The organism is Paenibacillus sp. Y916, from assembly GCF_056786435.1.
Map to the genome: position 1 here is coordinate 761,837 of NZ_JBXCJA010000002.1, position 13,985 is coordinate 775,821.

Sequence of the window (13,985 nt, forward strand, 5' to 3'; positions counted from 1 at the left end):
CTCAATCTAACAGCGTTGGCGAGAAATCCTCTTGCCAAGGCAATCCATGCTTGTTCAAAGCTTCCATGAATGGATCTGGATCGAATTCTTCAACATTATATACACCAGGCTTTTTCCAGATGCCTTTGATAATCATCATAGCACCAATCATTGCAGGAACTCCTGTTGTGTATGAAATCGCTTGAGAACCGACTTCTGCGTAACATTCTTCATGCACACAAACGTTGTACACATAGTACGATTTAGGCTTGCCGTCTTTGGTTCCTTGGATAATACAGCCAATATTGGTTTTCCCTTTTGTTCTTGGTCCCAATGAAGCAGGATCAGGCAGAATCGCCTTTAAAAATTGAAGAGGAACGATCTCTTTACCTTCGTATATGATAGGCTCGATGGAGGTCATCCCCACATTTTCAAGCACACGTAAATGATTTAGATAATTCTGTGAGAATGTCATCCAGAATCTGATTTTTTTAACACCTTTAATATTAACGGCCAAAGATTCTAATTCTTCATGGTACAAAAGATAGATATCCTTCGGACCGATTTCTGGAAGATCATAAACCTTCTTCTCAGAAAGAGGTTCTGTTTCAATCCATTCTCCATTTTCAAAATAACGGCCTTTAGCTGTAATTTCACGAATATTGATTTCAGGGTTGAAATTAGTTGCAAAAGCATAGCCATGATCGCCAGCATTCGCATCCACAATATCGATCGTGTGAATCTCATCAAAATGATGTTTTTGCGCATGTGCAACGAAAACGCCAGTCACGCCTGGGTCAAATCCACTCCCGAGTAGTGCTGTAATACCTGCTTTTTCGAATCTCTCTTTGTAATCCCACTGCCATTTGTATTCGAACTTTGGCGTATCCAGTGGCTCATAGTTAGCAGTGTCCACGTAATGAACACCTGTTGCAAGGCATGCATCCATAATGGTCAAGTCCTGATAAGGGAGAGCCACGTTGATCACTACATCTGGCCCGAAACTCTTAATCAACTCAATTACCTCATCAGTATTATCAGCATCCAGCTGAGCCGTGTGAATAATCGTACGGCCTCCGGCCAATTTATTTTTTAGAGCATCGCATTTCGAAAGCGTCCTACTCGCTATGCAAATCTCTTCAAAAACATCCGGGTTCTGGCAACATTTATGAACAACAACACTAGAAACGCCGCCAGCGCCAATAATCAAAGCTTTTCCCAAAATTGATAACCTCCTATAATTCATATGCAAAATCAACAAGAACGATTATACAAAATATTATACAAATAATCAATGAAAACGACAATAATCTATCATTTTTCATGGAAAGCACTCAGTTTGTTAATAATCCCTCAAGATTTCATCAACATTCTTCATATATCATCGTTTTAAATCATTAAATTAAGGATATAGAAATATTTGGCCCATAAGGTAAGTAATGTTGATTTTCGTTATTTTTAGAGCTAAACTGTTGTATAGGATATGTTCATCCTTACATAGTAAATCTGAGAGGTGAAAATACGTGCCAAGCTTAATTTTAGAAGGGGGAACACTTCGCCCCATATTCAGTGCTGGTGTCATGGATGCGCTACTAGACCAGCAGTTGATGTTCCCTTATTGTATTGGTGTGTCCGCGGGAATCAGCAATGGATTCTCTTATATCTCCAAACAGAAACGAAGAAATTTAGAGATCTTGGAAAAGTATCGTCATGATAAACGATATATAGGTTACCGTAATTTTCTGCGTAATCGTAGCCTATTTGGATTAGACTTTGTATTCGATGTTATCCCTAATAAGTTACTTCCCTTTGATCTGAAGGCTTTCCATAGCTACAGCGGACAACTTCTAGTAGGTGTCACCAACGCCCAAACAGGACTGCCGGAATATATGAATGGAATGCACATTGATCAAAAATCGACTATGTTACGAGCTTCATGTGCCGTTCCCATGTACTTCCCTGCCATTGAAATGAACGGATATAACTATTATGACGGTGGATTATCTGACCCCATCCCCATTCGTAAATCCATTGCAGATGGCAATAAACAGCATCTTATCGTACTTACCCAACCGAAAGGCTACATCAAGCACTTCAGCAAGCAAAATGCGATGATTGGCAAGTTATTTAAAAATAAATATCCCCATCTTGAGGAGGTCTTACTAACAAGACACGATAGATATAATGAAACTGTGAAGTTCTGTGAACAATTAGAACAAGATGGGCAGGCTATCATTCTTCGTCCTGAGCGATCTCTTAACAGCTTTGAGAAAGATATCAATAAGCTCAGGGAAACCTACCTGCATGGCTACGACTTAGCAGTCGACCATATGAAAGACACTCAGAAGCTGTTTGCCTGAAGTAATTCATTACAAATCTATCTAAATTCGAAATCATGACTATCGGGATTTCTCCCTATGTTCTAGTCATTACCCTCTTGGGTAGACTATAAACAAGAAATAAGACCGTATGTTGTACGGTCTTATTATTTATTCCAAATCCGTGTATCTCTATCTCTCGTCCACCGATGGTCTAGGCGTGAAAGTCCGTTCCGGACTTAACCGCTTTGACATGGCCAACACGGACGACGAAATCACCGAAATGCTCGCCGTTCTGACGTTCCTTCGCAAACTGATGAATCATCGGTTTTAATATGGATAGAATTTCTTCTTCTCCAATATTTTCTCGATACATCTTATTCAATCGCTCACCGGCAAAACCTGCACCTAGATACATATTGTATTTACCAGGACCCTTGCCCATAAATGCAATTTCACCCAGAGCTGGTCGAGCGCAACCATTAGGACAACCCGTAATACGAATATTAATTTCCTCTTCGCTAAGTCCAACCTCCGCTAGCATAGGCTCTATCTTGTCCAGTAGAGAAGGTAGATATCGCTCTGCTTCAGCCATAGCCATCCCACAAGTCGGTAGGGATACACAAGAAATAGAACTTCTTCGTAATGCGGAATAATGCGATCCATCCGTGAGTCCATACTCCTCAATCAAAGCTTCAATCTTACGCTTCTTCTGACTTGTCACATTACCAATAACAAGATTCTGGTTCGGACTGAGTCGGAAATCTCCTGTATGAATCTTGGCAATTTCTCGAAGGCCAGTCATCAACAGATAACTTTCTTGGTCCTCAACCCGGCCACTCTGAATATAGAGGGTCAGATACCATTTACCGTTAGTTCCCTTGATCCAGCCATAACGATCACCATTATGTTTAAACTCATAAGGTCGTGCTGCCTCAAGTTTCCAGCCAAGTCTGTCCTGAAGTTCGTTAACAAACCACTCAATACCGTATCTATCGATCGTGTATTTGAAACGGGCGTACTTACGAACCGAACGATTTCCGTAATCACGCTGTATCATAACCGTCTTCTCTGCCACGTCAACGATCTGTTCTGGCGTGCAAAATCCAATGACCCGGGCTAATTGTGGATACGTCTGTGTATCACCATAAGTCATACCCATCCCACCACCGACTGCAACGTTGAATCCCTTGAGTTTCCCCGCTTCATAAATGGCTATCAAGCCAAGATCTTGGGAAAAGACATCTATATCATTGTTAGGTGGCACTGCCACACCAATTTTGAATTTACGCGGTAAATAAACCTTTCCGTAAATCGGTTCAATCTCTTCCTCATTCTTATCGGTATCCACTACCTTCTCACCATCAAGCCAAATCTCATGATAGGCATTAGTCCGAGGAGATAGATGATCGCTGACTTTCGTTGCCCATTCATACACTTCCGCATGAACCTCAGATTGATAAGGATTTGGATTACACATAATATTCCGGTTCACATCACCACAAGCAGCCAACGTAGTCAGTAACGCGTCGTTAATCGTTCGAATACTCTTCTTCAAGTTCCATTTCAGAATGCCATGGAATTGGATGGCTTGCCGAGTAGTAATTCGAATGGATCCAGTAGTATATTCTCTAGCAAGTCGATCCATTTCTAACCATTGTGCAGACGTAAGGACTCCGCCAGGTGCACGTATACGCACCATGAACTGGTAAGCAGCCTCCAACTTTTGCCGTTGCCGTTCATTCCGTAAATCTCTATCATCTTGCATATAGCTACCGTGGAATTTCATCAACCGATTCTCGTCCTCAGACATGGATCCAGTGATTCCGTCTTGGAGAGCTTCTACAAGTTCCCCCCGCAAGTAGCGACTCCGTGTCTTGATATCTTCAACATCGCTTGGCGGACCATCTTGTACCGTAACCGCTGTTTTGTTGTGTGTCATTTATTGCTCGCTCCTTTCACTTTCGTTCTTATGTCTCAATATACGTCACGCTGATAGCGATTCTGTTGTTGCATATCGGCAAGGTAAGCTATCGCTTCTTCGTAGCTCTTGCCACCCTCTTGTTCTACTATCTTGATCAATGTGTTATGAACGTCATGGGCCATATGTTTCTCATCACCACAAATATATATCGAGGCACCTTCCAGCAACCATTGGTAAAGCTCTTGGCTCTTCTCAAGCATACGATGTTGCACATACACCTTCTGATCCGTATCACGGGAGAATGCAACATCCATCCGTGTTAAGACGCCTTCTTTAACCCAACGTTGGAAGTCCAATTGATAGAGGAAATCTGTCAGGAAATGCTGATCTCCATAGAACAACCAATTCTTCCCTTCTGCCCCAGTCTCCGCCCGCTCTTCGATGAAAGCTCGGAAGGGAGCGACACCCGTTCCAGGTCCAATCATAATAATCGGTGTTTCTGGGTTAACAGGAAGTTTGAAATTAGGGTTCTGATGAATATATATCGGCAAAGAATCACCTGATTCTAATCGTTCTGCACACTGTGTAGAACATACACCGTACCGCACACGTCCATGTGATTCGTACTGAACTGTACGGATCGTAAGATGAACCTCATCTGGGCTAGCTTTTGAACTACTAGCAATCGAATACAGACGATGAGGCATCTTCCGCAAGATCAAGACGAACTCACTGGCAGAAGCTTCCCAAGGAGAGAAATCCTGTACCAAATCCAATAGATCTCGCTCGCTTAAATAAGTTCTAAGTTCTTGCTCATGACCTGACTGTAGAAGTTCATGCAGATCTTTGTTCGTGGTAAGCTTCGCAGCTTGCTCCAATAACGGCTTGGTTAACACGGTAATCTCTAGATTACTTAGTAATGCCTCACGAAGCGGACGTTCTTCGCCTTTTTTATTAATAGGAACGAGCTCTTCAGCCTTCCAACCCATTTGTTCGATCAGTGCATCCACTAAGCTAGCATGGTTCTCTGGAAAGATACCTACACAGTCACCTGGTTCGTACTGCAAATTGGATCCCTCAAGAGATAGTTCGAGATGACGTGTCTCCCGGTCTGATCCACGACCGTTGAGATTCAAATTCTCAAGCACTTCAGACTTAAAGGGAGATGTTCTAGAATACGTCGATTCTCCTTCTGAATTTCCGTTACCAATCGCCGTTACAGCATCTGTTACAACAGCTGATCCTGTTGTTGCACTTAAACTAGCTAATACACTGTCAATCCACTCTGCCGCAGATTCATCATAATCCACATCACAATCAACACGCGGAGTAAGTCGGTTTCCGCCTAACTCTTCTAGACGAATGTCAAAGTCCTTACCTGTTTTACAATAGAACTCATAGGATGTATCTCCTAAAGCTAGCACCGAGAACTGTAGGTCCTTCAATTGTGGTGCTCGCTTACTATGTAAGAATTCATAGAAAGGTAGAGCGTTATCAGGCGCATCTCCTTCCCCATGGGTACTCACGAGGATTAATAAATTCTGTACTTGCTTTAAGCTATTGGATTTGAAGTTACTCATAGATGAGAGTACAACCTTAAATCCTTGATCTTCCAACTTAGCCGTCAGACCCTTCGCTAATCTTTGGCAATTGCCTGTCTGAGATCCGAAAAGTACAGTCACTTCTCGGGATATAGCAACAGGACTGTTTGTATTGAGCACTGCTGGCTCTGCTGGCACCACTGAAGCAGCTTGCACGACAGCGTTTGGTGTCAACTGCGATGAAGCACTTTGGCTAGCCGTAAGAAACCCACTAAGCCAGATCTGTTGTGTCTCCGTTAGTGTTGGCAAGAGACGATTGAGTAGTTCTACTTGCTCTTGGTTGAAAGGACTATTCATTACTTGAAGTTGCAACATTATCCACCTCACAAAGAAATACGATCATTTTAAAACCAAGTATACACATATGAATTAGTTATTAGATTACTTCAAGCTATCATAAAGCGACAATAACGTCAATGAGATTATGATAGAATCACTCCATTTCCGATAACTTTCTTATATTTAATTATAGTTTCTGATTCACCGATTAGTCCAATCACAGTATCGCAATGGAATCATAAGTTTTCCTTATAATAGGGCGAAAACTCCATTAACCTCTTCAGTCTCATCAGACTCATCAGACTCATCCGTTTCTTCAGCATCAATCTTGAACACATTAATTTCTTGAAACAGCATTTGTGAAATTTCATTAATTCTAATAGCTTGTTCGGCAATATCACTAATAGCATTGTCCTGCTCCATGCTTGAAGCATTCACTTCCTGAACTCCTGCAGCGGTTTCTTCAGCGATGGCAGCTACGCTGTGAACCGATTCAGATAGTCTGGTATTATTAGTCCGGGTCATATCCATCTTGTCGTGAATCTGCCCAATCTGCCTACTAATCTCTTCTATAGAATGGTCAATAGCTTCAAATGATGAAAGAGTCTCCGCTACTTTATGATCCTGCTTCTCAAAATTCCCTTTCGTCTCAAGCATATCTCTTTGAAAGTCGATCATACCCAATTGTAAATCATTGATTATCGCTGCGATATGAACAGATGATTCTTTCGTTTGTACCGATAACTTCCTCACTTCAGCTGCAATAACTGCAAATCCCTTTCCATAGGCTCCGGCCTGAGCTGCCTCAATAGCTGCATTTAATGAAAGCAGATTCGTTTGAGTTGATATTTCTGTAATCGAATTGGTAATTCTCGATATTTGTTTCGATTGCTCCACTAACTTGATTAACGCATCATATACATTTGCGATCGAATCACGAGATTGTTGTGATACGATCCGTAAGTCTGTGACAGCCACAAACCCTTTACGGGTGTTGTTATTAGCGGTTTCACTTGTCGATACCATCATCTTCGTATATTCCGTAATTTCATGAACTCCCCGTTCTAACTCTTCGATCAGACTCGCACTATGCTCGGATTGCTCAGCTTGCTGTCCCGCTCCAACAGAGATATCCTGAATAGTCCTCACAATATCCTGATTCGTGTGAGCCGTAATCGCTGAAGACTGCTGGAAAGAGTGAGCGTAAGTCGCTAGCGAGGACGCTGCAGATTGCGTATGCTGAAGCATATCTCTAACCCTCTGTACCATATGATCGAAATGATGACTTAAGCGACCTAGCTCGTCATGATATGGAGAATTAATTTGATAGCGCAGATCACCTTCAGAAATTTGATAGAGGGCCGATTGCAGCTTGTTTAACGGCGATACAAAGGAGCGTATTAGAAATATCGCTATAACAAGCGTCATAACAATTACGAGAATTGCAGCATAAGTAGCAATAGAAGTTGTATCATGTAATAACGCAAAAGAATAATCTTCCGCCTTCAGTGCATTCTCTTCTGCCGCCATATACAATTGCTCATTCGTATTAACCATAGCTTGATTCATAGCAAGTGCTTCCGTATGTAAGTTATTCATTTCCTCAAGTGTCGTCAGAGTGTCCTGTCCTTGAGTCTCCACTATACTAATTAATTCATCTATTTTTTCTCTATATTTCTTAATCTGGCTTTGTAAAATTTGTAAATCTTTGAACGCCCTTGTATCTTCTGAGAAATCCACCCTAGCTAATTTCGTATTAAGTTTATGGTACGTCTCCTTAAAAGAATCTGCATATTTGAGATCGCTAGTTTGAACGAGGGAATTTTCCAATCCATTCAACTCTTGCAACAGTTGGGTCATTTGTACAACAGTAACTCTTTTCTCCATCTCTATTTGCTGAATTTCCATTGAAGATTGCACAAGCTTTATTGTATGACTCTGATAAAGAGCTACCCCTAGAAATATTAGTGCAACAGCAGAGAAGCTTAAAATCAACTTCCATTTCATAGAAAGGTGCAAGGTGTTTCCCTTCATAAAATATCATCCTCCATAATTCCTATTAAATTAAATAGGTCTTTTTTACTATACTCTTGATTGTAAGAGCAAATTGTTAATGGATTAGTATGATTGTGTAAAGGGAATGTAAATTATTGCGCACGAATTTGTAAATAGTAGACACATAAAAAAATAACGCTTGGATTTCCAAGCGTCTCATAGCAAGTTATTTAAACTAATACGATGTGGTTACTCATTCCACCACCAATATCCTGGCCGATGTTGTATTTACCACTCTCGATGACACCCAAGAAGCAAGACCTGCAGCCAATATACTTAGAAACGCAAAGCCGATAACGCCCCACCACTGGATAACGAGAGGGAAATCAACTATTCCATAATCAGAGACAATACTCTCGAGGAGCTTAGGTAACAAATATACGCCAGCCAATCCACCAAGTAGCGCACCCATCGCAGACAGGATGATGATCCCTACCGTTACAGATAATCTAATATAACTAGAAGTCATACCAATGGATTTATAAATGCCGTAAGTTTTACTTTCTTTCTTAATGTTAATTCGGCAAGTGCTCACTATAATGATGAATGTAACCATGATGAACAATAACCCCATAATGCTAAACGGAATACTGAATACAGTTGTAGCCTCTTTGAATGTGGCATCCAGTAACGTCTGTTGATTCAATGCTTTAAGGGAGTCTTTGTATTGATCATTCATCTCATCTACCATAAGATGAGCTTGCGTACTATCATGTAGATTAATAAATGTCGTATCCGCCCCATTATAATCTGGATTGTACGATTTAACGACATTGTCGGTAATTCTACCTGAATAGGACAAATTTTTAATCGCCTGGTAGATTCCGGTTATGGTAAGGGTATGTTTGTGACCCCCTATATACACTTCTACAACATCGCCTATATCTTTACCTTGCGCCTTCGCCACGTTGACACCAATAGCGATTTCATTCTTATTATTGGGGTTAGTTCCTCTTATTGTCGTATAGCCCATATCATCAAAACTTCCATTAGCAACTGCCATAGTGATACTCACCGACTCCGATATGGAATCATTACCATCTTGCTTCTCATCCGAAGGAAGGACACCCACTACATCCCCCATCCAACTGATGTTCTTTACCCTTGGGTCTGACAGCAGTTCCTTATCGAATGTAGCACGGTCAAAGGCAGAATCATTATATACTGTCGCTAGTATATGAGATGAATCATACCCCCACTTTGGCGATGTCTGCCCAATTGAACTGATACTGCTCAACAGAAGAAATCCGAACACTAGTACTGCGGATGTAATGGTAGCTAGAACCATCATTAAGATGGAGCCCTTCATATTATTCATAATATTCCGCATTCCAATAACAAATGTGACAGGATACCGTTCAAATCCCATTCTGTTGGTTCCTACTGAATTCAATCGTCTTGTCATCTTGCTACTATCTATTTCAGACATGCCATACCTGATCGCTTGCACGGGTTGAATAGAACGCGCTTTGCCCGCATACCCCCACGCACATAGTATGACGAGTATCAATATTAGCAATCCAACACTAGTGACGATTGGCATCCATTGGATATCGATTGGGGTATTCTCTGTCTTCATATAAGAAAGCGAGCTCTCCATAATTATTCTCGAGACAAATATGCTAACGATTAGCCCCGGTATAATTGAGATCATAGAAAGTAGACCATATTGACCAACATATATGCCTATCATTTTCTTCGAGGTTAATCCCAATGATTTAATAACACCTATCGTTCTATAATTGGTCAGTATCGCATCAGAAATAGTATATCCAATCGTGTATAGGGCAACTAACATCATAACGACTCCAAGAAAAATCATCACAAACCCAATGATTTTATTGAGAATAAGATAGAAAGCAGAGATCACCTCAAACTCTATTCTTGATTCAAGAAAAGGGGTACCCAAATCTTCCTCAAACTTCTGCCAATACTTCAAACTTTGACTGTAATCATCATATCTTAGCCCCATCATATACATGTCTTTGCCCGACATATGATCTAACTGTTCCTTATAATCTTGACTGTTCATCCATATACGAGCGCTCGTTGAAAAAGGACCTCCTTCAGGAATATCAACCACTACGCCAGATACTCTCAATTCAAAGTCACTATCACCCGTATTGAATCCAATCGTATCGTCTATTGAAATGTCATGGGTATATGCAGCCGAAGTTGGAATCCATATCGTTCCGATCTCGGGTTGCAAGCTCTCAACCCCCTGAGCGAACATAAGCTTATCCACAGTAAAGAGTCGTTTCGGCGTATCCATCATTAATAAAAATAGTTCTGGTATTTCTTTACCTTGATGTGTTATCCCTGCTAAAGTTCTAAAAGGCATCAACTCAGATGCAGTTACCCCTTCTTGCTTATCCCACCACTCATGTACCTTATGCCGATCGTGTAGTTCGCCTCCCAAATGTAATATTTGATGAGATCCCTTCGTTTCGTTATGAATTTCTGTAAATACATTCTCTGTATTCAGAATAACCGTGACAGAGGTTGCAAGAAGCAACGTGGATAACATGATAAGTACAGCGATTAATCCATTTTGTAATTTCTTTCTCCTTAAATTAGCCAGACAGAGCATCCATACAGCATACATATCGTCTACTCCCTCCCTGACACATAAGAGAAGATGATACTTTCTCTATCACGAATAGAATGCTCATCATATTTGTCGAACTGAAGAACACCGCCAATAGTACCATCTTTAATCAATATTAATCGATCCGCTCTACATGCAGCCTTGATGTCATGAGTTACCATCACAACAGACTGCCCCGCTCGATTCATCTTCGTGAGAATATCCAGAACCGAAACACCCTGATCGTAATTCAAGCTTCCCGTCGGCTCATCCGCGAACAGGACATCTGGAGAATTAATAAGCGCTCTAGCTATCGCCGCTCTTTGCTGCTGTCCACCCGAAGTCTGGGCAGGCAGACGATTTCGCTGTCCTTCTATATCCATATTACTCATGAGTGAGACTGCCTGCTGCTTCACTTCCGTCTTCAGATATCCTGCCACGTATCCTGGTAGAGCAATATTCTCGAAGATCGTAAGGTCAGGCACCAAGTTAATACTCTGATAAATGTATCCGATCTTTCGCGCCCTAAAATCAGCTAATTCTTTTTCCTTGTATTTATGAATGTGTTGCCCCTGAAATTGCACTTCACCAGCCGTTACGCTATCCAGCCCACTTAGAAGGTATAACAATGTAGACTTTCCTGAACCCGAGTTCCCCATAATGACGGTGAAATCCCCTTCGTAGATATCTATATCTACATTACGTATGGCATGATATTGCTCGCTTCCAGTTGAATAAGTCTTGCATAGATTGGTTCCCTTAATAATCACTTGCTTTGACATATTTAAGCCCTCTCCTTATTTCCGTATAAACTCATTGTAAGGGGCTAATCTTGTGAAATACTTATCAATATATTAACAAAATATTACTGGTACAAAATATACGGTTCAGCACAGCAACTACGCTTAGTCTCAACACAATGGAATAGCACAGAAGAATTCCGTTCCTTGACCCTTCACACTTGTAAATGAGATAGTACCCTTGTGCGCTTCAATAATATGTTTGCAAATCGAGAGTCCTAGCCCTGCTCCTTCATTTCGATGAATGCTTTGATATGAACTCACTCTTCCTTGGAAATAGCGTTCAAATATAAACGGCATATCTTGAGGTAGAATTCCCTCTCCTGTATCGGATATGGTGAATGTTAACTGCTCCTGTTGAAGTTCGATGTGAATACGGATCGTATCGCCGGCCGATGTATGTTTCAATGCATTAGCAATGAGATTTGAAATAACCTGTTCCAATCGAGTTGCATCCACATGAATTAATACATTAGGAACATCTTCTCGCTCCGGTTCGGTAAATACAACACCAGTAGTTCGAACATAATGTCCAATAGGTTTCAGAATGTTCAGAAGGATGTCTCGACTATATTGCTCTGTAAGAGTAACTGAAATTTGTCCCAATTCACTCAAGGCATGAACTAACAGATCATCAATCAACCTTGCCATTTTATCCGCATTCGTCTGCATCACTTCCATGTATTCCATAATAGAAGGAATATCCGGGCATACCCCAGCGTAAATAGCTTCAATATAAGCTTTTATAGTGGTTAGCGGTGTCTTGATATCATGTGAAATGTTAGAGATCAATTCTTTCTGTGCTGTATCTTGTTCTGCTCTTTGGATGTGCAGTGACATGATCTCTATTCTCATCTGATCGAACATCGCATATACTTCCCCAACTTCGTCCATTCTGCCATATGTGAATTGCGGTTCATAATTGCCTTTAAGAATCGCTTCGGAATAGTTCTTCAATTGATAGATAGGCTTGATGGCTTGATCGTTTATTTTGCGAAGAAGAATGAATAATAGATTGATTAGAATGATCCCACATACAATAATGATTACGAATGGAATCCAAGACTTTGAATGTGATTTCTCGTTCAGAACCATACTTTCAGGCATCGTAAAAATTGCATTTCCCACTTGAACTTGAGACTCTTCATCAATGACAGGAAAGGCGATTTTGAACATATCCTTATCTACTCTTGAGGTATATAAATCATAGTGAAGCGAGGTCCTCACATCGATATGTTCAATAGATTGATCTATAGGAACCGTAAACGCTACGTTACCGTCTAATTGAGCATAAATAAGATTCACACCGCTGACTTCGGTCATCTCTCGCACTGTCTTTTGCATATAGGGGTCCGCGGAAATATCCTCGTGATGTTGTTCTAGATATTGCATGATATCACTCACTTGGATACGTACTTGATTGATTACATATTTCGGTTCAGATGCTTGTCCACTTCCAAGAGGATTCACCCACATATATGTCGCGCATCCTATCATCACAATCACACTAATCAAGGCATAAGCATGCCATCTTTTCATCCAGTCACGTAAATACATACAATGCTCCCATCTCACATTTCATCCATATTCAATTTATACCCAACACCCCAGACCGTTCTAATATAGATTGGATGTGACGGGTCGGATTCCACTTTCTCTCTTAATCTTCGAATATACACAGTAATCGTGTTCTCATCTCCTAGAGAGGTGTAACCCCAAATGGCGTCTAACAATTGGCTCTTAGTAAACACCTGATTGGGATTATTGGCTAAAAAATATAGTAGTTCAAATTCTTTGGAAGACAATGAAATTTCCTTATCGTCCACGGTTAATATGTAAGCTTTCTTATCTATTGTAATATTTCCTATATGTATCGCATCACTGTCTAATTTCTTTTTTTTACTTACCATTCCCTCAACTCTTCGCAAATGAGCATTTATTCTTGCAACCAACTCACTTAATGAGAATGGTTTAGTCATGTAATCATCTGCACCAAATCCAAGGCCTAGCACTTTATCTGTGTCACTTCCGCGCGCGCTTAGAATAAGTATAGGTGTTGTACATTTATCTCGAATTTGACGACAAAGTTCAATACCATCCACATCTGGTAGCGTAAGATCCAAAATTATGAAATCCGGATTTGATGTATCAACACACCGCAATCCGTCTGCGCCGTTGTTCGCTACCTCTACCTCGTACCCATGTATACTTATATAATCTCGTAATATACGAGAAATATCTTGCTCATCTTCAATAATAAGAATCTTGCTTGCTCGATTCATAGATTATGACCCCTCACTCTAATATTCAACAGACAACCTTAAGTCCAACGCAACGGTTCAGGTATCTTCGACTTTTTTTCAATCCCTCTTATTCTACTAGATTCTAAGTTGTTTTTCTATTATTTGCGAATTATTAAAGTAGCTGTGATTATCGTTATTA

At 40.7% G+C, this 13,985-nt stretch carries 9 protein-coding genes; 1 reads left to right on the forward strand and 8 read right to left on the reverse strand.

Annotated elements, in window-relative coordinates:
* Nucleotide 1: 1 nt before the first annotated feature.
* Entirely contained in the window at nucleotides 2–1,201 is a 1,200-nt protein-coding gene (locus tag AC1TO9_RS07890; protein ID WP_482054288.1) for a saccharopine dehydrogenase family protein, read from the reverse strand.
* Between the two features lie 301 nt (nucleotides 1,202–1,502).
* Here AC1TO9_RS07890 and AC1TO9_RS07895 point away from each other — a divergent pair, with 301 nt between their 5' ends.
* Complete coding sequence (locus AC1TO9_RS07895) at nucleotides 1,503–2,339, forward strand: patatin-like phospholipase family protein (protein WP_482054289.1); 837 nt, start codon at nucleotides 1,503–1,505, stop codon at nucleotides 2,337–2,339.
* Nucleotides 2,340–2,511: 172 nt separating this feature from the next.
* On the opposite strand, the gene cysI is transcribed toward AC1TO9_RS07895, so the two are convergent.
* From cysI to AC1TO9_RS07930, 7 genes are all read right to left on the reverse strand, one after another.
* Complete coding sequence (gene cysI / locus AC1TO9_RS07900; RefSeq protein WP_482058802.1) at nucleotides 2,512–4,239, reverse strand: assimilatory sulfite reductase (NADPH) hemoprotein subunit; 1,728 nt, start codon at nucleotides 4,237–4,239, stop codon at nucleotides 2,512–2,514.
* 35 nt (nucleotides 4,240–4,274) lie between these two features.
* On the reverse strand, nucleotides 4,275–6,134 hold the full coding sequence (locus AC1TO9_RS07905) for an assimilatory sulfite reductase (NADPH) flavoprotein subunit (protein ID WP_482054505.1): 1,860 nt from the start codon (nucleotides 6,132–6,134) through the stop codon (nucleotides 4,275–4,277).
* 216 nt (nucleotides 6,135–6,350) lie between these two features.
* Complete coding sequence (locus AC1TO9_RS07910) at nucleotides 6,351–8,108, reverse strand: methyl-accepting chemotaxis protein (protein WP_482058803.1); 1,758 nt, start codon at nucleotides 8,106–8,108, stop codon at nucleotides 6,351–6,353.
* A 241-nt stretch (nucleotides 8,109–8,349) separates the two neighbouring features.
* The gene (locus tag AC1TO9_RS07915; protein WP_482058804.1) at nucleotides 8,350–10,761 is read right to left on the reverse strand and encodes an ABC transporter permease; all 2,412 of its coding nucleotides are present in this window, start codon (nucleotides 10,759–10,761) and stop codon (nucleotides 8,350–8,352) included.
* A gap of 5 nt (nucleotides 10,762–10,766) precedes the next feature.
* Nucleotides 10,767–11,525, reverse strand: coding sequence for an ABC transporter ATP-binding protein (locus AC1TO9_RS07920; protein WP_482058805.1), 759 nt, complete (start codon nucleotides 11,523–11,525; stop codon nucleotides 10,767–10,769).
* A gap of 129 nt (nucleotides 11,526–11,654) precedes the next feature.
* A complete protein-coding gene (locus AC1TO9_RS07925) occupies nucleotides 11,655–13,082 on the reverse strand; it encodes a HAMP domain-containing sensor histidine kinase (RefSeq protein ID WP_482058806.1) in 1,428 nt (475 codons plus the stop codon).
* Between the two features lie 32 nt (nucleotides 13,083–13,114).
* On the reverse strand, nucleotides 13,115–13,825 hold the full coding sequence (locus tag AC1TO9_RS07930; protein WP_482054295.1) for a response regulator transcription factor: 711 nt from the start codon (nucleotides 13,823–13,825) through the stop codon (nucleotides 13,115–13,117).
* Between the last annotated feature and the right edge of the window lie 160 nt (nucleotides 13,826–13,985).